The following is a 21,162-nucleotide window of genomic DNA, read 5'->3' on the forward strand; positions in this document are numbered from 1 at the left end:
TCATGCCGGTGGTTGGTTTAATAATAACCAGTAAAATCCCAGGTTCTTGATCGCTTCGGCAAAGCCTTCAAAATTTACCGGTTTTACAATATAACTGTTGGCGCCCAGCGCATAACATTTTTTTATATCTGGATCTTCTTTGGATGAAGTCAGCATCACTACTGGTATCAGTCTTGCCCCTTCATCCGATTTTATTTTTTGCAATGCTTCAATACCGTTCACCTTGGGCATCTGTATATCCAGCAATACCAGCTTGGGTGGGTTGTTCACACTGCGTGTTTCGGCAAACTTGCCTGCTGCAAAAATAAAATCAATTGCTTCTTCTCCATCTTTTACATGATAAAGATTGTTGGAAAGATTGTGTTTTTTTAATTCCCGTATGGCCAGCTCTGCATCATTGATATTGTCTTCCACAAGTAATACGTCTACTGAGTTCAGGTTCATAATCTATATTGTTTTTGTTTTAAGGTAAATACTGGTTTGGTTATTTTAATTGGCCGGCAGGCTAAAATAAAAGCAGGCGCCCTGCCCGGGTGCCGATTCTGCCCATACATTCCCTCCATGTTTGGAGATGATCTTCTCTACTATTGCAAGGCCTATGCCGGTTCCTTCAAATTCTTCTGAACTGTGCAGCCGCTGAAATACTTTGAACAGTTTGTTTTTATATTTCTCATCAAAACCTACGCCATTATCCTTTACAAAAAAGGCTAGCTGCCCGTTAGTGGCGGTAAAGGAGCCTATTTCTATCACCGGCGCCGCTTCGTTGCCCGAGTATTTTACTGCATTTGATACCAGGTTGATCCACACCTGCCGCAGGGTATTGATATCTGCTTTTACGATCGGTAAAGGGTGTACTATCCATTGAACGGGAAGCCCATGATCTTTCCGGTCCTCATTGTCTATTACCTCCTGCACCAGCTCGGGCATGTGTACCGGTGCGGTAATAATATCCTGGCGGCCCATGCGGGAAAAAGCAAGCAGGTCGTCAATAAGGCTCCCCATCTTCAACGTATTGTTCTTTATGATAGCCGTTATACGTTTTGCCTCTTCATCCAGTTTGCTGCTGTAATCTTCTTCCAGTATGGCCGAGAAACCAATGATGGCCCGCAGTGGCGCTCGAAGGTCGTGCGATACGGAATAAGAAAATGCTTCCAGCTCTTCATTTGTTTTTCTTAACTGTTCGGTACGTTTCACTACTCTTTCTTCCAGCTCTGCATTTAAATTCCTTATCCTTATTTCTGTTTCTTTTCTTTCTGTGATGTCCCTGTAATTGGCTACATAGGCATTTACTGCGGGGTTATCCATCAGGTTGGTCACCACGCCTTCCAGCCAGATATATTTACCATTCTTCTGCAAAAAACGGTACTGGAATGAAAGTGGTTTGTTCTTTACCGTTTTTAATTCTTCGTACAGGCGAATGATATCGGGCCTGTTATCGGGATGAATATAATCGATCACCTTTTTACCTTTTCTCTCTTCTGCACTATAACCCAATATACGTTCTACTGAAGGGCTTTGATAAATGATATTGGTCTGTTCATCGTTCAATACAATGGCATCCGAAATATTTTCTATCAATGATCTGAAGCGTACTTCGCTGGACAATATTTTTTCTTCCGATTCGATACGTTTTGTTACATCCCTGAAGTTGAAGAGCACTGCACTTACATAGGGATTATTGAGCAAATTGGTAACTGTTCCTTCCAGCCAGATATAATGGCCCTCCTTGTGTTTATTGCGGTAAATAGCATAAACCGGTTTGCCGGGATTGGCAAGGCATTCTTTCATCACTTCGTCGGCCCTGTCCCAATCATCAGGATGGATCGTGAATTTATTGTTGCCGCTCGACTCTTCCATTTCCTCATCGCTCCAGCCGGTGATACGTGCAGCGGAAGGGCTGCGGTAAAATACCTTAAATCGTCTATCCATCAATGTTATGATGTCGTGGTTATCCTCGATCAAAGTTCTAAAACGTTTTTCATTGAACTGCAGCTGCTCTTCGGCCTTTTTACGGTCGGTGATATCTACCGACAAAATAAAAATGCCTTCGGGCACCGGTTGAAAACTCAGTTCGAACCAGGCGGATGTGCCGTCGGGGAATACGAACTCATTCTCCAGGTGAATGGTGGCTCTTTCGTTAAAGCATTTAAGATAGGTTTGATAAATAGGCGCTTCTTCAATGCCGGGATACATCTCCATTACAGTATGCCCTATCAGTTGCTCCTTGGTGTACCGGCCATGTTTGGCCATCGATTCGTTTACGTAGATATAGCGCCAGTCAAAATCGATGATCTGTACACCTTCCAGCATATTGTCCATTGATTGGCGGAACTGTTCTTCGCTGGCCCTTAATTTTTCTTCTACTTTTTTCTTTTCGGTAATATCGTTGGAAAGTATAAAGCGTGCCGGTACGCCATCAAATATTATTTCGTGTGCAATGATCTCCACTGTTATGATAGTACCATCTTTCTTTTTATGCCGCCAGGTGCCGCGGTTGTAATTGGCCGCATTGGTGGTAAATGCATGATCGGACCTAACAAAAAGTTCTTTGTCTTCATCCGGCCGGATATCAGTAGCTGTCATCGACAAAAATTCCTGCCGGCTGTAGCCATACTGCAGTACCGCCATTTTGTTTACATCCAAAAAGCGGAAGGTCTTGAGATCGATCACCCACATGGGCATGGGATTGTTCTCAAAAAGATAGCGATATTTTTTTTCGCTGGCCTTTATTTCGTCTGTGCGTTGCCGTACTTTTTCTTCCAGTTCTTCATTTGACCGGGTAAGTTGTTCTTCCAGCTGCCTGCGCAGGCTCATGTCTTTAATGATGAACACCATGGAAGTGGTCTCGCCATTTTCATTGGCGATGCGGTTGCCCGTTACCGATCCAAAAAAAGGCGTACCATCTTTATGATAAAAATCCCTTTCGCTCACCCACATGCCTTTTTCAGCCATATCTTTTTCAATCAAAAAAAGTTCGCTGCCCGATAATTTGATATAACCGAGTTCGGAAGATGACCTGCCGATCGCTTCTTCTTTTTTATAGCCGAATAGTTGTTCCGCACCGCTGTTCCAGCTGCGTATACATTCATCCAGCCCGATTGAAATGATGGCTTCGGAAGATTGTTCCACCAGGTTGGCCAAATGCCCTACCTGTTCCCGTAATTGCTTTTGCCCGGTAATATCAAAGCTTACAGCCACATAGCCTGTTACCACCTGCTCTTCATTCCGGATAGTGGTAGTGGAAGAGCGCACATAAATACTTTCGCCGTTTTTTGTTACCCTTTTTAATTCTCCCGTCCAGTAATCTTCTGCATTGATCTTTTGTAAAGCCAGGTCTATTTCGGCACTGGTGATAGCAGTTTGCAAAACATCATTGGGGTTCCGGTTCATTACTTCCTCCGCCGAAAAGCCGTATAGTTTTTCTGCACCTTTATTCCAGCTTTTTATTTTAAGATCTTTATCCACTACGTAAATGGCATCATGTGCCTGGTTTACCTGCAGCGAAAGAAATTCCAGTTCGTTCCTGGCCTTTCTTCTTTCTTTGTCTTCTATGCGTTGTTTCTCCTGCCAGAAAAGCAATACCAGTAACAACAGCATTATACCAGCTACGGAGAACAATACCAGCCGCTCTACAAATAATTCCTGCGCACTTTCTTTTTTATTCACTTCCAGCAATGCTTTTTCATCTTCCTGCATACGGAATACCAGGCGCCGTACATTGTCTAAATATATTCTGCCCCCGCCGTTAGCCACCAGCTGTATGGCCTGTTCGGCACTGATATTTTTCCTGTTGTTAATGATACTGTCCGAAAAGAGTATCCTGGAATTTACATACTGCAGTAATGAATCAATATGCTGCTGCCGGTAAGTGGTGAGCGATGCCAGTTGTTTCAACCGGTCCACTTCGCCGGGCATTTCGTTTTTTGCCTTTTGATAGGTTTGTAAAAATTGGTCCTGCCCCGTCAATAAGTAACCCCTTGCACTGGTCTCAATTTCGGCTGCAGTGGCCGATATCCTTTCGGTATAAAACAACAGGTCCTGTGTATTGGTAATGGAAGTGGCCGTGTCTTTTTCGTGCTGCGACTGCTTGTAGTAAATAATAAAGATCGCACCAAATGCCAGCAGGGTCAACAGGATAACAGCCGTAAAAGTTTGCTTTGTAGTTAGCCGGAGCGGCATAAACAGCCAATTGTTTTAAAATAAGGTTATGTATTACAGATAAAGGTCTTATAAAAAGGCCTTTATATTTAAATTTAGTAAAAAAATGCCGTAATTCCAGTATGTAAAACCCGCAATTATTTGAATGGCCTTTATTGTATTTATAAAATTATAAGGCGTACTGCATTTCTCTATACAAAAACAGCAAAACCTTATTAAAGTTTTGCTGTTGGCATCATGAAATTGCTTAGCTGTTATTCGTAGGGAGATAGTATCCGCAACTTTACCAGTTCGCTTTGTTTGCCGCCATAACTCATGATCGTATTCATCGTATTATTATCTGTTATCTTGTCTTGCCGGTCAAATGTGATGAGGTATTCCCACTTATACGGGCTATCCTTATCAGTTACCTTGTTCATTTCAAATTTTGAGCCCGGTGTATGGCGGAAAAAATAACTGTCTTTTGCCGGGTCATTCAAAAAATCGTCGCCCTTGGGTACATAATTGAATTCTAATTGCAGTTCGGCCATATCGGTAAAATTCCAGTCGAGTTTGATCTTTGTATGGTTGGCCGAATCTGCATTACCCGAATGTATGCGGCGGCGATCCCCGGCCATATCGAGTGATCCATCCATGGCAAGCGATGCCAGGTTACCGGTGGCAATTTCCCTTGTAAGATAAACCCCTTCATCTTTCAGGTAAACTGCTTTACCGCTCGGTTCATCCTCTTCTGCAGGAATGGTCAATGTAAAATCATTCTTCAATGGCAGTTTGGGATAATAAAGCAATTCCATTGAATGGCGTTTGTAACCATAACCGCGAAGATTTAAATTGGTTTGCACCTGCTTCAGCAGTTTGGGATTGGCCACCACTTCTTCATGATCGTGGAACATATAAGACAGCTCGATCTTTACAGGTACGATACCAATGTATGCGGTGCCGAATAACACATCATTACATCCGGAAGGGTTAAAACCAATAAAGTGCCCGTGTATCACAGCGTTGCCATCGGTACGGGTTAACCTGAATTTTACTTTTGCTTTTCCCTGTGCATCGGTGGTTACCACGGAGGGAGTTATCACGCCGCCTTCTGCACCGTTAATTGCAAAACCATTCAGCATTTCTCTTTTAAATGATATGCGCCGGTTCTTTAGTAAATAACCATCGCAATCAATGGCCTGTACCTCCACTTCTGTTTCTTCGCCAATGCCCAGTTTTGTTTTTTTAGGTTTTATTTTCAATTGTCCGCCACTGCCGCTCAGCATATAGCGCATATCTGTTTCCCGCATTTCTTTTGCATAGTTCATGATCTTCTCGCTTACAGGCATCAGCTGCGCCGCTGCCTGTTCGCCGGCTTTTTGCAATGCCGCAGGATCATCGTGCCAGCTAAAAGTTACTTCACTGCGGGCAATGGTCTTGCGGTCGCAAGCGCCCTGTATTTCCATTACCATGGTATTTTTTTCGCCGTTGCCTGTAACGGTGGAAGTAACCAGGTAATCCAGTTCTTCGCTTACCAGTTTGCCACTGGGCGTGCTGTTATCCGGTGGCGCCGGTACTTCGCCGGTGGTAAGCGCCCCGTTCATAAAATTTTTATCAATAAAGAACCAGCAATTGTGCGAGGGATCATTATTATACAGGTAACCGCTGGCAAATTTCATGGGCCAGGAAAGTTGCTCATATTCCCAGGAATAACCCCCGGCTGGAGCTGGGATCTTTACGGTTGCATCAAAAACAGTGATGCTTCTTTGCAAACATTTATCGCAGGTTTGTTGCGCCTGCAATGCGATACATATACCCGCAAGCAGGCAGGAAAGGATGATCTTTTTCATGGCGGCTAAGGTAATTGCCGGCAAATGCTGCTGCAAAGCGCCAGTGAATGAATTGAAAAAAGCGGGGGATGAAATGAAAATTGCAGCAATAAAAAATGCACGTTATTGCTAACGTGCATGGATATATTTTAACTGTATTGCTATTATTTTTTTTCGAGCCTTCTTATCCGTAAAGGGAAGTATTCGTTATTACCGGCAAAGATAGTATCAAGTGTAACGTTGTAACGGGTAGGAAGATAACTGTTGAGTATCTTGATATCCGGGTCATTTTCAAAAATGGGTTCCGATCTGTCGGTAATGAGTAAATAGGAAGGTGATACAGGGTTGGCCTGTTCTATCGCATTTCGCAATCCTATCGTATCCTGTATCTTGGAAAGATAACTGCTGTCGAATCTTAAACCATCAGGCAATGGTACCAATGGATTTTGGCCGGTATAATTATATTTGAATTGCAGCGACAATACTTTATGATAAAAAAGTATCGGCTCGCTTTTGCGTTCAATTACGCCAATGTATTTGGTGAGCGACCTGGTATCGTATTCTTTTACCTGGTACCTGTATTGTACCAGCAGCATTGCGGCATACAATACCGACATTGTTCCAAAAATGATGCTTCTTTTTACTAATGGATAAACCTGGAATAAAATAAAAGGCGACATGAACAAGGGGAATGCAATGGTAAGATAACGATCATGATAATCCAGCTTGGTAACAGCAAAGAAAACGCTGTTGATAGCGATCATGATAGCGCCCGATATCAATACCCCGTTCAGGCTTTTAAAATAAATGGTATTGGTAAGTTTTTTTTCACGGAACCATTTGATGTAAGTGTAGCCTGCCAATGCCAGGAACAATAATAAAAAGACCCAGCGCAATATCCTTGCCACCACCAGCATGTGCATGCCCAGCACCAGGTTTTGCGGCGAGTGGAATACCAACATCATCCTTTCTGTAAGTGTGTTGGATACAGAGTTGATATAGGCCAGCGACATAGGATCGGTAGTGATCCATAAGTTGTGCAGCAACAAAAGCCCTACCGGCAATGTAAAAAGGCAGTATTTAAAAAATTCTTTCCAGCCTTTGAATAACAATACCGGCACCGCCAGTGAAGCCACGAGGTATACATACAAATATTGCGTATACAGCCCTACCAGGCAGGTGAAAACAAAAATGTAGAGATACTTATTTTTTTTGCTGATGTAATACCGCAGCAGGTAATAAACCGAAGTGAGCGAAATGAATAATACAAAGGAATAAAGGCGTACTTCCAATGCCGTCCAAACGGTATAAGGATTTAAAAGAAAAATGATGATGAGCCACCTGGAGCAAGGCTCGCCGGACATGAGTTTTACAAATTTGCTGAACACAAAAGCCGACAGCGCCACAAACATCACTGAGAATAATCTTGCAAAAAAAACATCGAAGCTGATCTTGCGCCACAGTGATAATAAAATAAAATACGCTGGTGGCTGTCCCTCAAAGTTGTAGGATTGCCTGATTACGCCTGCAAGATTATTGGAAGTGGTATCTAATGAAAAGATCTCGTCGTTGGAAACATTTAACCGAAGGCATAAAAAGATCAATGCAGCCGTGTACACCAAAATAAATGCAATGAAAGAAACATCTTTTATCGTCTTCGTATTGTTGCTGCTAACAACTCCCGCCATGATTACCTCCGGTTTAATGGATTTGCAAATTACTGCAATCTTTTATTAAAAATATAAACAATGTTTAAACGTTTTATACCGTTTATCCTTTTCTTTTTCAAGGTCTTAATTTGATCGAATCCACCAGTTTCTGCGAAAATATCCTGGCGCCTTTATCATTCAGGTGAACAAAATCTGAGAACAACTGGTGATTATTATAAAAGGAACTATCCCATGTAAAATCAATAAAACTAACCTGGTGCGCCCTGGCAATATCTTTACCAATGGCTACAGAATGGTCTTCGGTAGTGGTTATCTGCAGGCCCGGCGAGCACACCACGTACAGCTTTACATTGGCTGCTGCGCATGCTTTTATAAAATCTTCGTAGGTATTCACTTTTACGCTGTCGATCTCGTAATTGGTCTCATAATCCCTTACCCTGGCCGGTTCGGTGCTTACATTCTTCAATGGCACATAACCTTTTATATCACTTACCCTTTGTTTGTTGAACTCTGAGTTGCCGGCTGCAATGGTAAATAGCAGCGAATTATATGGGTAAATGGAAGAAAGCAGTTTGATCTTTTCGAACCTGCTTTTTAAATTCACGATGGATTGTATCTCGGGATGTGTTTTATAATAAGGCAGCAGGGAAGAGATACGGTCGTATGCCTCCTTATTGGTAGTGAATTCGCTGTTCATAAAATCCAGCACCACAATTTTGGGATGGTATCTTTTTAAGACCGATTTAAGCACGGCGCAATGATAAAAAATATAGTTGCCATCCCTGCCCACATTATAATAAGAAAGATTAAGTCCTTTTTCAAAAACATCCGGGTCGTAATGATGGTTGGCCCTTGAGGAACCAAACACCAGTACATCGGCCTGTGTTTGTTCCATCGAATAGGTGGTGCGGTATAATTGCCCGCTCTGTTGTTTAAAATAATATTGCTTCAATGCTGCGCCAATACCATAGTCGAGTGCAAACACCACCACCAGTAACAGCAGCAGCTTTACAAAAAAATTGGTTCTCCCTTTTTTACCCGTTGTATTGATCTCTTCTTTTATCATTGGCCGCTGTTATTAAAATTGAAAATAAATGAACTGTCCACCATCAAAAACACCGATCAATAATATCAGCATTATGAGGAACGCATAAGTAAGCACCCGTATGATCCAGTTCTTATTATTATAAAGTGAGAATTTGTCGTTGTAATATTCCATTTTGAATTCTGCCATAAAAAGGAACAGGATACCAAAGAAGGAGAATATCAGCATAGAAGGTCCTTCGTAAAATAAAGAGCCGCTGAAAGAAGCGATTCTTTTTTATAATGACCAATGCCTGTGTAACACTATCGGCACGGAAGAATATTTCGGCAAAATTGATGAACATGAAAGTGAGGAAGATGCCGCCCCAGTCGTTGATGAATGCCGGGATCTTTTTGCGCATTTTCTTCCTTGACTTCTTGGTAAAAAACTCCAGCGATAATACAACGCCCTGCAAAGCTCCAAACACAATAAAGGTCCAGTTAGCGCCATGCCAGAAACCCAGCACCACAAATGTTACCAGCGACGCATAAGGAACGCTCCAGTTGCCCCAGTCTCTTTTTGACATAGCAAGCGGCGTATAAAAATACTCGGCAAACCAGGTGGATAATGAGATATGCCATCTTCTCCAGAATTCCGAAACGGATTTTGCAAAGAAGGGCCGGTTGAAGTTTTGGATGATATCGAAGCCCAGCAATTTGGATACACCAACAGCCATATCAGTATAACCGGAAAAATCGGCGTATAACTGTATGGTATAAAAAATACTGGCAACAAATAAAGTGTTACCGTTATGAAACTGGTAGTTATTAAAAACAGCGTTGGTATAAATACTCAGCCTGTCGGCTATCACCACTTTTTTAAAAAAGCCCCACAAAATTATCTTCAGCGCTTCGCTGATCCTGTCCAGGTCAAAGCCCGGGGCTTTTTTTAATTGCGGCAGAAAGTTGTGCGCTCTTTCTATTGGGCCGGAAATTATTTTAGGAAAGAATAAAATAAAGCTGGCAAAGTGGCCAATATTTCTTTCGGCTTTATGGTTGCCTCTTTTTATTTCTATCAAATAACCGATTGCCTGGAAAGTGATGTAGGAAATACCCAGCGGCGCTGCAATATCCACCAGCAGCGAATCTGTTTTTACTGTGCCGGAATGCAATAGTTTAGTATTGATAAAATTGGCGAGTTCTAAAACCTGCGTGGTTAAAAAATTGGTGTATTTAAAAAATACCAGTACCCCTATGTTGGCAATAAGGCATAATACAAAATTGCGTTGGGCTTTTTTGGGTGAGGAAGCTTTTTCTATTTGTATACCGCCCAGGTAACTTACCAGTATGATAAGCGCCGGAACCCATATATAAACCGGGCTGGCATACATGTAAAAGAATGTACTGGACAGCAGCAACCATACCCACCGGGCTTTAGCCGGCAGTATAAAATGTACGATTGCCACCACAGCAAAAAAAATAACAAACCCGAATGAGTTAAAGAGCATGTATCAGGGGGTTTATGGACTGGTTAGTTATAGTTTGTTTTGTTTGGTCTGCATGGTTAATAGTGACGCCGATCATGGTGGATATCTGTCGTTACCATGTTCGGTGAAGACACCGACCATGGCTAATGATCCGGTGTTCCCCGGTCGGTGTCTCCACCGAACGGCACCTGTTCCCTGGTCGGTGTCCCCACCTACCGGAACCCGCAACCTGCGCTACTTATCCAAGACGCTTTTGTATCGCACTGCACATCTGCCCTACATTTTCCCAGGATTGTATCTCCGCCACAGTGAATTTTGTTTTAAAATGTTTTTCGATAGCCACCACCAATTGTATATGGCTGAGCGAATCCCAATCTTCCACATCTGCCGCAGTTGTGCTTTCTGTTAATACAATGCCCTCTTCATCCAGCACATCAATGAATATTTCATTTACCTGCTTCAATATTTCGTTCATTTCCATTTTACTTGGTATTTATAAAGGTTTTTAAATTTTTATAATCAGCTACTTTTAAACTAAAGCGGTTCTCATTGGCAGGGTCGGTAGTAAAGCCCAGTCGTTGGTAATGTTCTTTTACCATACCATTCTTTGCAGTGGCAATATATTCGCCCACCACTTCTTTAAATCCATTTTTTGCGGCCACTTCCATTACATTGTTCAGCACAAAGTTTTCCATGCCTCTTTTCAATACGCGGCAACTCATGATCCAGGTGTCTACAAATAATTTTTCGGCTGTGTCTTTTTTTAATATCACCACGCTGATCAACCCATTATCACCAAACTTATCTTCCAGTGTAAAACTCAATGGAAAATGACCGGCTGAGTTACCCACTTCCTGTACTTCGTTTTCTGTATACCGCACAGTGCGCAGGTTGAACTGGTTGGAGCGCTGTGTTAACTGCGCCACCCTGGGTGTATTGAATTTATCAAAAGGTTTTACGGCCGATACCATATTCAAACTCTGCAAAAACTCATCCTCATTGGCAAATTGTTTTTGCACTTCAGTTCTTTTGGCCTCTTCCTTATATTGCTGCGTGCGCTGTTCATCTTCTTCGGTATACGATGCTGTTTCAAATAAATTCAGCGATTGCAGGTAAGGTAAATATTCGGCAGGGTCTTCGGGTAACTCCGGTACAGTTATATCCGGGATATTTTCTCTTACAATATTCCTTTCAAAAGGATTATCATCAAAGAACACCATCGAATCGAAACCGATATTCAGGATGCTTTGTATATGCCTGATATTATCTGCCTTGTTATCCCAGTTGGCAACAAACACAGCAATATCATCCAGCTTCAGGATCATGTCAGGATTTTTTTCAAATGCTTCCTGTGCCACATGCTCAAAATTTTTACTGCACACCGCCAGTATGATCCCTCTTTGTTTTAATTGTTTTATCCAGCGCTGCAGTTCGGTAAATGCTTTACCGATACCCAGGTCGCCTACCTGTATGTTTTCATATCCATCATCGCCAATGATACCACCCCAAAGGGTATTATCAAGATCCAGGATCACACATTTTTTAAAGCTGCCTGCAATAGACAGGATGATCTCTGTAATATTCTTTGCAAGTATGGGTAAAAAATCAAGGCTGGTATGTATATCCGCATTGATGAACATCTTTGGATCGTTTGAAAAATCCGACCCGTATTTGGCAGACAATGCGCTGATATCGTTAATGAATAAATTCTTGTAGCGCTGTGCCAGGCCCATCAGTTCAAAATTTATCTTACGTACCTGGTAAGTGAATGAATGCGTGGTTTTGTTGGCAAAGTTGCCAAACACGCTGTCATTGATCTCCGTAAAATTAAAGAGGATGGTCTTGCATTTAAGGCTGGAGTTAACCGCTTCATAAATGCTGGCAATATCATTGATCTTTTTATCTGCAAAGCCGCCTTTTTGTTCGGTAGGCAGGTTATAGAATTTTTTGATGAGCTTTTTGGAAGAATAGTAAATGATCACATAATCCGGCTTGAACTCAAATAGCTCAGATCCCGGATCAAATACCTGTCTTTCTATCTGGTCGTAATCTGCTTCAAAAATAGTAAAGTCATACCCTCTTTCATAACCATAAGCTCTTAATGCTTTTACCAGCATCTGCGTGGCTGAATCACCCAGTACAGCTATTTTTATTTTTTTAAGAGAAGAAAAATCTTTTTTAAGATTCTTTATTAAAACATTATAGTTCATATCGGCTTTTGGTTAAAACAGCTTCTGTGATAGCAGAAACAATGGAATTTTATCAGGAAATATTTTGGTTAACAGTTTGTTTTTTAATGGAAGTACCCAGGTGGAACAATTCTTCAAAATACCGCTTACTTTGAAGCGACAGGAAGCCCAGGCTGAGGAATTGTATGGAAATTATAAAGGTGATACCGCCCACCAAAAATGATTGCGGGTTTTGTTTGAACTCGGCAGCAAGACTGTGCGAAAAAGATCTTTCTTCGCCGGGCAATAATACAGAGCTGGATTGTGCGAGGTCTGACAATACATCATAGAACAACCACAGCAGTTCGTATAGTGATAGTAACATCAATATGGCGCCTATGCCTATAAAGAAGATATAAGGCCTGAAAATGAAGCCCGACATCAATCCTGAAAAAAAACTCCTCAATACCCGCAGGCTCGAAGTTCTTTTACCGGCAAATTTGTTTTGCTCCGTCCAGTCCAGGTGCGCAGGTATCTCCACCATCTTTGCCCTTAAGATCATGCCTTTGTAAATGATCTCCGGATTGATCTCGTAATCCTTTGTTTTAAGATTGAGTGTTTGAACAAACTCTTTGCGGTAAGCCCTTACCATGCCGGTAAAAGTGTGGTATTTATCCTGTGCAGCCATGCGCATAAAGCGGTTTACCCAGCTGCTCATGATACGCCTGAAAAAAGGCACCGCAGTTACTTTACCGCCTTTCATATAAGGAGAAGCCATCACTACATCAGCGCTTGTTTCAATGAGCTTGTCGGTCATTTCAACAATATAATTTTCTGCGTAGCTCAGGTCAATATCTATTACAACGATCACCTCGCCCCTGGAATTTTTAAAACCGGTTTTAATGGCATTACCCAGGTTAAGGTTGGTGGGGTGGTGAATGGCCCTTACCCTGTTGGGATATTTATCCACCAGGGCATCGGCAATTTCTGCAGTTTTATCTTTACTGCCATCGTTAATGATCACGATCTCCCAATCGTATTTATTTTTATCGCTCTCTAAATATTTTTTAACTGTCTCAATATTTATCTCAAGGATAGCCTCTTCATTATAGCAAGGTGCAACAACACTCAGGAAAGGCTTTTGGTTCATGTTCATCATACAGTCAGTTTTTTTGAATTTATATAATACCGGAGTGATGCGTACAACTCAGAATGGTCCGCGGAAGGCGGTTTTTAAAGGTTGAAGGCAAAACTGTCAGCATTAGCACAAATTTCCACAAAAATATAAGGGTATTAAGATAGTTTTTGATATTAACAAATATAAACGAAAATTAAGGCGGTTTAGTATCTCATTTAGTATCTGGTCACAATTTAAACAGGATGCATCCGTTGCACTCAAAAACAGGCGTAAGGTTATGCCTCAGCTCGTCTTCAAAACCCGGGATATCCTTGATCACTTTGCGTTCTGCCAAAAAGAATTCTACCCCTTTTGCTTTATATGCTTTGATATTATTGAACGACAGGTCGCCCACACAAATATTATACCCCTTCCGGTTCAGCCAGTAAAAAAAGTAGGGATTATTGTATGCTTTGGGGCGCCCCTGGTAATCGGAGCAAAGCCCGCCATTGGTCAATATCATCGAGCCCTGCGGCACCAGCTGCGCCAGGCTGTCCTTACAACTGTAATACTCCGACGTTTGAAAACTCAGCGGTTTTATTTTCAGCGCATATTTGCCTGTGGCCAGTAGAAAATAGCAGCTCAACAGGGCAAAAGCTCCCATTATCAGCCAGCCTTTTACAGCCAATGCTTTATTGGCGCCCGCTTTTAATACCGGCATATACCTGTTGTACAATGCCACCACTGCCGAACCCATCAAAATTGCCGCAGCCGGTATGGAGAAAATGTGGTAATAATAAGCCCAATCGTCCGAAGTGGTTCTTACCGCCATTAAATAAAACGCTAAGGCGGCCGTCAGCCAGGCAATGGATAACACCGTACTTTCTTTTTTACGCAGATCAGTGAACAGCAGGCCGAGTATCGCGATAAAAGGCCCGGCTTTTGTCCATACATGGTGGTCTTCGTTATGAATAATGCCCAAAATAAACCGCGGGCTGGTGAAGAAATCCATTCCTATCCATGCATATTCATTGGAAAGACCCAATGAGTTGCCGTATTGTAAATAGAATTTATGGCAATAGTAATACCACAGCGCTGCCGGTAATACGGTAAGTACACCAAACAGGATGAGTTGTGGCTTAAAGAGGAATTTCCAGCCTTTTTTATAGATCATCATGATCAGGAACATGAGACCGATATTGGCCGATGTTACTTTACAAAGCAATGCCAGTGCCGTTGAAACCACCGCCAGCCAGAAATATTTTTGCGAAGCACTATCCAGCCAGCGCAGGAAAGTATAACCGGCGCACACATAAAAGAAGAACATGGTGGATTCCGGCTGAATGGCATTGGCCATCACCATCAGTATGGGACTGACCGCAAAAAAGAAAAATGCGGCCAATGCTTCTTTCTCATCCATCAGGTACCTGCACAATTTTACAAACACCAGCATGGTGAGTATGGAAAAAATAAAGGAGATCACCCTGCCTGTAGGCTCCCAAAAACCAAATATCTTATACGAAGTGGCAATAAGATAAGTGTAGATTTGGAATTCCCCTTCGGTATAACCGGGGCCTGAACCATCCCATGCTATCTGCGGATGAAGGATATCCGTTTTTTTCTCATAAAAATTTTTAGCAATGGTCGACATATCCCCTTCCCTCCAGGATTCTGTGTCAACTGCATGAATAAGTTTTGTACTCCTTACACCCACGCCAAGTAAAAAGATAATCACCCAAATTAATTTGATGTGTTTCATTTTTTTTGATAAAGTTTAAATAGTTAGCACCTGGCAGGCGAACTGTTGAATAGCTGGTTTTTTAAGGGTATATGAACTAAACTATTTTTTATAAAGATGCCAGTACAATGAGTACGCCGGTAATAGCAAACACAAAATAACTGGTAACATCTTTTAATGCAAATACAATTGGGTCATCTGTCATTTTGCCCCTGGTGGTAAACAGCCACATGCGGCTTATCCAGAACAAGAATAAAAAACTGATGGCCCACAATATCCTGGGTTTTGAATATAATTCTGTAACCTCGGGACTGTTGATATACAGCGAAAATACCACCACGGCCAAAAAGCCACTTACCACACCCATCATCAATAATACCGTCAGGTCCTGTACAATGTATCCTCTACCGCGGTTCTTTAAGTTACCGCTGTCTTCCACCTGCATCAGTTCCGAATATCTTTTTACAAAAGCAAGGCTTAAGAAAATAAAAGTTGAAAAGGCAATGAGCCAGAATGATAATACCACATCAATTACAATGGCGCCTGCAAAAACCCTTACCGAATACAGCAGCGCCAGTATGAACACATCGTACAGCACAATTTTTTTAAGGAACAGCGAATAGCTGAATGAAGTGCAGAAATAAAACAGTACGATACAAAAGAACCAAAGCCCCAGCGTGGCTGCAAAGATCAACCCGCCTGCTAAAAACAATACTGCAATTATAAAGGCAGTGGGTATACTTATTTTACCCGAAGCCACCGGCCTGAATTTTTTACGGGGATGTTTACGGTCGCCATTAATATCCAGCAGGTCGTTCAATAAATAACCTGCGGAAGCCACCAGGCTGAAAGTACAGAATCCAAAAAAACTCAGCAACACCAGGTTCAATGATCCTAGTGAATGCGAAGTGACCAGCGGTACAAAAAGCAACAGGTTCTTGATCCATTGATAAGCCCTTATCGCTTTGATAAAATCTTTTACAGAAGTGCGCTTACCCGCCCATACATTTTTGAGGTTACCGTTTTGTTTTGCTTTACTTTCAACTGATGCACTGCCGTTTACCAGGTAAGCATTCCTGCATTGTGCAAATATCACCAGGTCAGCAGAAGAATTACCAATGTAATCAAAACCACGGGCACCATATTTTTCCAGCAACAGGCTTAATTTATTGGCGCCTTTTAAATTCACAGTATCACCCGTACCATATACTTCGCTGAATACAGGCTGCACTTTTGCAATTTCTTCCGCAGCGCTTAAGGGCGATGCGGTTGCCAACACTATCTTTCTTCCTTTATTGAATTCTTCTTTTAAAAAACCTGTTACATGTTCATTAAAAGGCAGGCAATCGTATTGTAAAATTGCCTTTTCAAAAACACGTTGTTTAAAAAATGATTTGCCTTTTAACAACCAGAAAGGGCAGACAAAAAAATACAAGGGATTTTTTTTGAGCAGCAACACCAATGCTTCAAACAACAGGTCAGTATTGATCAGCGAGCCGTCGAGATCGGCAACCAAAGGAATTTCCATATCCGTGGCCTGGTCGTTCATTTTTTTACTGATCGTGTTTTAAGGACAGACACTGCAATAATGCAGCATCCTTTTATTTGATGTTGTTAATAATATCCACCATCTTTTGGGTAACATGTTCTCCAAAAACGTTGTGCTGTACTTCGGGTACTTTAAATGCAGCGATCTTTGAAGCAATTTCTTTATCTGCAGGGTTTATCAGCAGGTTCCATTGCTCGGCCACTGTTTCCACCCATTCTGTTTCGGAGCGTAAAGTGATGCAGGGCTTGCGCAATATGTACGCCTCTTTTTGTATGCCTCCCGAATCGGAGATGATCCTTTTACAGGCATGTTCCAACGCGATAAAATCAAGATAGCCCTGCGGTTCTATCATCCTGATATGTGATGGAACTGTAAAAGAAGCCGGCAGCATTTTTTTAGTTCTTGGATGAACCGGAAAAATGATCTCCTCCCCCAAACTGCCCAGCTGCGTAAGTATATGTTCCATTATACCGGCATCATCTACATTGTAGTGACGGTGTAATGTCAATAAATTAAAATTGGTATCCTGTAATCCCAGGTCACTGATGATGGTGGATTTTTCGAGCGCTATTGCAAGATTATCCTTCATCGTATCCACCATGATATCACCGGTAAAATAAGTGATGTCCGCACAGCCTTCTTTAGTAAGATTATTGACAGCCGTTTGTGTGGGTGCAAAAAGATATTGCGCCAGGTGATCCGTGGTAATGCGGTTGATCTCTTCCGGCATCGTCCTGTTAAAACTTCTTAAACCGGCTTCAATATGTACAATGGGAATATTTTGTTTGGCTGCTATCAATGCTCCGGCAAGCGTGGAATTGGTATCACCAAATACGATCACCAGGTCAGGTTTTTTTTCCAGCATGGCGGCCTCCAGCTTCAACATCATTTCTGTTATCTGCACTGTTTGATTACCGGCGCCCACTTCCAGGTGAATATCCGGTTTGCGTATGCCCAGGTCGATGAATATTTTTTCAGACATGGCATAATCATAATGCTGGCCGGTATGTACAATAAATTCCTGGTGTTTGCCTGCCGCAAGCGCTGCAGATAAAGGAGCCAGTTTAATGAATTGCGGCCTTGCACCTACTATAGAAAAAATCTTCATTGTTAAGTGGTTTGCTTAGGTTCTAACTCCTTCAGGTCGCCATTGAAATGTTTGGCAAATTCCCCCATCGGCATTACATCAAAATGTTTTTTCAGCATCTTCATAGCTGTTTCAAATACTTCCATTTTCTTTTCACTCTTAATGCTCATGCCGGGGAAGAATGCCAGTTGCGGCACATCATCACCACCGATCAGGTCCAGCGGATGCAATAAATAGCTGGGCGGTGTTTTGGTGATCTTGCACATCATAATGGCAAAGCGCAGGTAAAATTTCATTAAGAATTTTGATACGCCGCTGATATATAAAAGATAACTCTGGTGAAATGGTAATTTAAACACCGGCATCGTGGTTACCGGTATCTCCAGCAATTTGTTCTTGCTGGGCAATTTCCAACGGTAAGGTTTTAAAGGATAAAAACCTTCCTTAAAAGAGCCAAACAATTCTTTCCTGTTCTCTTTCTCTTCTTTTGACAAGCTTGACTTGGCAAAATAATATTTCCGTAACAGAGGGGAAATATAAGTGGGCAATGTAGAAGCATCAAAAATATAATTACGTTTTTGTAGCACTTCCAACAGGTCCACGCTCCAGCTAAAGCCCGGTCCGCGGAACATATTAGTTCGTGTACCCGTAGCATTTAGTATGGCTTCTTCTGCTATTTTTATTTCTTCATTGATTTTTTCCGGCGAATAGGTCTTTAACCAGCTTTCGTGGTGAAAGGAGTGGTTACCGATCTCGTGCCCTCTTTCAATAATGCTGCGCAATACTTTGTGGTTCTTTTCAATTGCTGCATCCTGCCCCACTACAAAAAAAGTGATCTTTATATCCAGCCTGTCAAATACATCTAAAAATATCGGCACCACAATATCCAGGTAAGAGGGAAAAGTTTCCCAACCTTCGTCGCCATGCACTTTCATATACGACCATTGGTCATCCAGGTCGAGTGAAATACTTGCAGGTATCTTTTTCTTTGCCATTTTATGCTGATATCTCTTTTAGTTTGGTTTCTGCCACTCTTATCGTTTCGTTCACATTCAGTGTGCCGTCCAGTATGTACGATGTGTTGATGATCGATACATTGGGTATGGAGGTTTTAACGCCCGGCAGGTTATCCGAATAATTCTTTGTCAATACAGTGATCACGTGTCTTGCCCTTGCTACACCGGCAAACTTTATATTATCATCGGTAAGGTCCGGGTACATTTTTTTAAAATTATCCAGGTAAAATTTCTTTATCTCTTCATCCGAAAAATTAAATAATGGATCGGAAGGGCTTACATATTTCGGCAAATAAACCAAATGATTATTACCAAAATGTTTTTTATCTACCAGTGCACTCATTTCTATCACCCCGGTAAAAGGCACCCATGAGTCGGTGATATTGGTAACGTAAAAATTACTGATCGGCTTATCCAGCAGTACCGCTACACAAATAACGCCCAGGTAATTGATGTTATTCAATTTCTGTACTTCCGTTTCGGTAAGGCCGCTGCACAATTTTGCAGAAAGGCTCGATGGCAAAGTAGAGATCACTTTATCAAACTGCTCCATCAATCCATCGGTGAAATATATCTGTGGTTTGCCACCTGCATCTTTAATTTCCGTAGCTACATAGCTGGTCTTTATTTCCACACCCACTTCCAGCAACTTTTGTTTGAATGCTTCAACGATCCTTTTATAACCACCGGGCACATAGCCAAACATCTCTTTCTTTAATCCGCTTTTTCTTGCACCATATAAACGTTGTATGGTAGCCCAGATGAATACTGCGGATGTTTTTGTATAACTGTCTCCCAGTTTTGCCCTCAGTAATGGCAGCCATATTTTATTGAAAGTATTATTGCCCGACCATTTTTTCAACCAGTCGGTAACCGGTACTTTTTCCAGCTTCTTCCAGTTCTTGATCTTTGACGCAACCAATATGGTAAGTCCTAAGCGGAATTTATCAATAAGATTAAGTGTGGGGAATTTTAAGAACTCAATCGTATCCGACATAGAGTACAGCTTGCCATTCATGTAGAAACCCGTTTTGGTTTCCACCCATTCAATTTTATCTTCCAGTCCTATTTCTTTCAGTATACCTCTTGTACCGAAATCTGATAAAAGAATTACATGATAAAATTTATCCCACTCCACATCATTCATCTTCCACGATGCCGTTAAACCGCCGAGTTCGGGTGCTGCTTCAAAAAGGGTTACTTTTTTTCCCTGCTGCGCCAGGCGCAAAGCAAGGGTCATACCCATAATGCCGCCGCCAACTATTCCGCATTTTTCTGCTTGCATTGCTGTTAATTTGGGTAGTTGGGATAATTAAAAACTAATGAACTGCTTTTGCCATTCGATGGTTTTCTTCAGGCCATCTTCCAGATCCCACTCGGGTTTAAAATCAAGCGTGGTGCAAAGTTTGGTGATATCAGGCACCCTTCTCATTACATCTTCGTAATTACCAAAAGTAGAGTAAGGGATATAATTCAATTGAGGTTCGGAGTCTTTACCATTCACCAGTTTCCATATCAGTATGGCGAGTTCTTTGATGGAGATCTCTGCATCTGATTTAGGGCCGGTGTTGAATATCTCGTTATCCGACTTATCATTTTCAATACAGGCCACCAGTGCATTCACCGTATCATCTACATAAGTGAATGTTCTTGTTTGAGAACCGTCGCCATGTATATCGATCGTTTCTTTCTTAAAAGCTTTTTCAATGAACACAGATTGCGGACCACCCCACCAGGTAAGGTTCTGGTTAATACCGTATGATCCAAAAAAGCGTGTAATCGTATACTTTAGTCCATACTCGTCATGGTTGGCAATGATATATTGTTCGCCATACATTTTTGACAGTGCATAGGCCCAGCGTTTTACTGTTGTAGGCCCCATCACCAGGTCAGAAGTTTCTGCAAATGGTATGTTCGGATTTTTTCCATACACATCAGATGTGGATGCAAAAAGTATCTTCGATTTATCCATTACACATTTGTGCACCACATTGCGCAGCATCAGGTAATTCTCTTCCAGTGTTCTTAATGCGTTGGTGTACCGGGGAATTTTTTGAGAAGCCAGGTGAACAATGATATCCGCTTTTACATCTTTCAGCATCAGCGGGTTTGCAATATCACCACTGATAAATTCAAAATTCTTACGCTCTTTTATAAAATCAATGTTCCGTAAAAATCCATAGTTAAGGTTGTCGATCCCCATCACGGTGTGACCCTTTTCCAGCAGTTTTTTTGCGAGGTTTGAGCCAATAAATCCAGCCACACCTGTAATTAAAATTTTCATTGTTAGTTCGGTTAAATTAATTGCCTAAATATATAATCTGTATTCTGATTGTTTTTT

The 21,162-nt window shown here is 41.7% G+C and carries 15 protein-coding genes; all 15 read right to left on the bottom strand.

Annotated elements, in window-relative coordinates; translation table 11 throughout:
• The 15 genes from QM738_RS04360 to QM738_RS04430 all read right to left on the bottom strand — a co-directional run bounded on the left by QM738_RS04360 (position 1) and on the right by QM738_RS04430 (position 21,105).
• Entirely contained in the window at positions 1–444 is a 444-nt protein-coding gene (locus QM738_RS04360) for a response regulator (protein ID WP_462275450.1), read from the bottom strand.
• Positions 445–489: 45 nt separating this feature from the next.
• Positions 490–4,179: a PAS domain S-box protein gene (locus QM738_RS04365; protein ID WP_462275451.1), complete on the bottom strand. Its 3,690-nt coding sequence runs from the start codon at positions 4,177–4,179 to the stop codon at positions 490–492.
• A 233-nt stretch (positions 4,180–4,412) separates the two neighbouring features.
• Entirely contained in the window at positions 4,413–5,987 is a 1,575-nt protein-coding gene (locus tag QM738_RS04370) for a hypothetical protein (RefSeq protein ID WP_462275452.1), read from the bottom strand.
• A 143-nt stretch (positions 5,988–6,130) separates the two neighbouring features.
• Positions 6,131–7,654 (bottom strand): hypothetical protein, encoded by a 1,524-nt coding sequence (locus QM738_RS04375; protein WP_462275453.1) that lies wholly within the window; start codon positions 7,652–7,654, stop codon positions 6,131–6,133.
• Positions 7,655–7,751: 97 nt separating this feature from the next.
• Positions 7,752–8,702 (bottom strand): hypothetical protein, encoded by a 951-nt coding sequence (locus QM738_RS04380; protein ID WP_462275454.1) that lies wholly within the window; start codon positions 8,700–8,702, stop codon positions 7,752–7,754.
• A 118-nt stretch (positions 8,703–8,820) separates the two neighbouring features.
• Positions 8,821–10,167 (bottom strand): MBOAT family O-acyltransferase, encoded by a 1,347-nt coding sequence (locus QM738_RS04385; RefSeq protein ID WP_462275455.1) that lies wholly within the window; start codon positions 10,165–10,167, stop codon positions 8,821–8,823.
• Between the two features lie 217 nt (positions 10,168–10,384).
• Positions 10,385–10,627, bottom strand: coding sequence for an acyl carrier protein (locus QM738_RS04390; RefSeq protein WP_462275456.1), 243 nt, complete (start codon positions 10,625–10,627; stop codon positions 10,385–10,387).
• A gap of 1 nt (position 10,628) precedes the next feature.
• Positions 10,629–12,356: an HAD-IIIC family phosphatase gene (locus QM738_RS04395; protein ID WP_462275457.1), complete on the bottom strand. Its 1,728-nt coding sequence runs from the start codon at positions 12,354–12,356 to the stop codon at positions 10,629–10,631.
• Between the two features lie 52 nt (positions 12,357–12,408).
• Positions 12,409–13,473 (bottom strand): glycosyltransferase family 2 protein, encoded by a 1,065-nt coding sequence (locus tag QM738_RS04400; RefSeq protein ID WP_462275458.1) that lies wholly within the window; start codon positions 13,471–13,473, stop codon positions 12,409–12,411.
• Positions 13,474–13,678: 205 nt separating this feature from the next.
• The gene (locus tag QM738_RS04405; RefSeq protein ID WP_462275459.1) at positions 13,679–15,190 is read right to left on the bottom strand and encodes an ArnT family glycosyltransferase; all 1,512 of its coding nucleotides are present in this window, start codon (positions 15,188–15,190) and stop codon (positions 13,679–13,681) included.
• Between the two features lie 88 nt (positions 15,191–15,278).
• Entirely contained in the window at positions 15,279–16,718 is a 1,440-nt protein-coding gene (locus QM738_RS04410) for a UbiA family prenyltransferase (protein ID WP_462275460.1), read from the bottom strand.
• A gap of 52 nt (positions 16,719–16,770) precedes the next feature.
• Entirely contained in the window at positions 16,771–17,826 is a 1,056-nt protein-coding gene (wecB, locus tag QM738_RS04415; RefSeq protein ID WP_462275461.1) for a non-hydrolyzing UDP-N-acetylglucosamine 2-epimerase, read from the bottom strand.
• 2 nt (positions 17,827–17,828) lie between these two features.
• A complete protein-coding gene (locus QM738_RS04420) occupies positions 17,829–18,800 on the bottom strand; it encodes a polysaccharide deacetylase family protein (protein ID WP_462275462.1) in 972 nt (323 codons plus the stop codon).
• Position 18,801: 1 nt separating this feature from the next.
• The gene (locus QM738_RS04425; protein WP_462275463.1) at positions 18,802–20,106 is read right to left on the bottom strand and encodes an NAD(P)/FAD-dependent oxidoreductase; all 1,305 of its coding nucleotides are present in this window, start codon (positions 20,104–20,106) and stop codon (positions 18,802–18,804) included.
• Between the two features lie 27 nt (positions 20,107–20,133).
• Positions 20,134–21,105 carry an NAD-dependent epimerase/dehydratase family protein gene (locus QM738_RS04430; protein ID WP_462275464.1) on the bottom strand — a complete coding sequence of 324 codons (972 nt, stop codon included), beginning with the start codon at positions 21,103–21,105 and terminating at the stop codon, positions 20,134–20,136.
• Between the last annotated feature and the right edge of the window lie 57 nt (positions 21,106–21,162).

It is taken from the genome of Ferruginibacter sp. (assembly GCF_049840995.1).
Classification (GTDB): Bacteria; Bacteroidota; Bacteroidia; order Chitinophagales; family Chitinophagaceae; genus Ferruginibacter.

What these genes read in the sequence shown, in the direction of transcription:
- QM738_RS04385 (WP_462275455.1), bottom strand. Translation starts at nt 10,167, where the DNA reads ATGCTCTTTAACTCATTCGGGTTTGTTATTTTTTTTGCTGTGGTGGCA.
- QM738_RS04400 (WP_462275458.1), bottom strand. Translation starts at nt 13,473, where the DNA reads ATGATGAACATGAACCAAAAGCCTTTCCTGAGTGTTGTTGCACCTTGC.
- QM738_RS04420 (WP_462275462.1), bottom strand. Translation starts at nt 18,800, where the DNA reads ATGGCAAAGAAAAAGATACCTGCAAGTATTTCACTCGACCTGGATGAC.
- wecB (WP_462275461.1), bottom strand. Translation starts at nt 17,826, where the DNA reads ATGAAGATTTTTTCTATAGTAGGTGCAAGGCCGCAATTCATTAAACTG.
- QM738_RS04375 (WP_462275453.1), bottom strand. Translation starts at nt 7,654, where the DNA reads ATGGCGGGAGTTGTTAGCAGCAACAATACGAAGACGATAAAAGATGTT.
- QM738_RS04405 (WP_462275459.1), bottom strand. Translation starts at nt 15,190, where the DNA reads ATGAAACACATCAAATTAATTTGGGTGATTATCTTTTTACTTGGCGTG.
- QM738_RS04360 (WP_462275450.1), bottom strand. Translation starts at nt 444, where the DNA reads ATGAACCTGAACTCAGTAGACGTATTACTTGTGGAAGACAATATCAAT.
- QM738_RS04370 (WP_462275452.1), bottom strand. Translation starts at nt 5,987, where the DNA reads ATGAAAAAGATCATCCTTTCCTGCCTGCTTGCGGGTATATGTATCGCA.
- QM738_RS04390 (WP_462275456.1), bottom strand. Translation starts at nt 10,627, where the DNA reads ATGGAAATGAACGAAATATTGAAGCAGGTAAATGAAATATTCATTGAT.
- QM738_RS04380 (WP_462275454.1), bottom strand. Translation starts at nt 8,702, where the DNA reads ATGATAAAAGAAGAGATCAATACAACGGGTAAAAAAGGGAGAACCAAT.
- QM738_RS04365 (WP_462275451.1), bottom strand. Translation starts at nt 4,179, where the DNA reads ATGCCGCTCCGGCTAACTACAAAGCAAACTTTTACGGCTGTTATCCTG.
- QM738_RS04425 (WP_462275463.1), bottom strand. Translation starts at nt 20,106, where the DNA reads ATGCAAGCAGAAAAATGCGGAATAGTTGGCGGCGGCATTATGGGTATG.
- QM738_RS04410 (WP_462275460.1), bottom strand. Translation starts at nt 16,718, where the DNA reads ATGAACGACCAGGCCACGGATATGGAAATTCCTTTGGTTGCCGATCTC.
- QM738_RS04395 (WP_462275457.1), bottom strand. Translation starts at nt 12,356, where the DNA reads ATGAACTATAATGTTTTAATAAAGAATCTTAAAAAAGATTTTTCTTCT.
- QM738_RS04430 (WP_462275464.1), bottom strand. Translation starts at nt 21,105, where the DNA reads ATGAAAATTTTAATTACAGGTGTGGCTGGATTTATTGGCTCAAACCTC.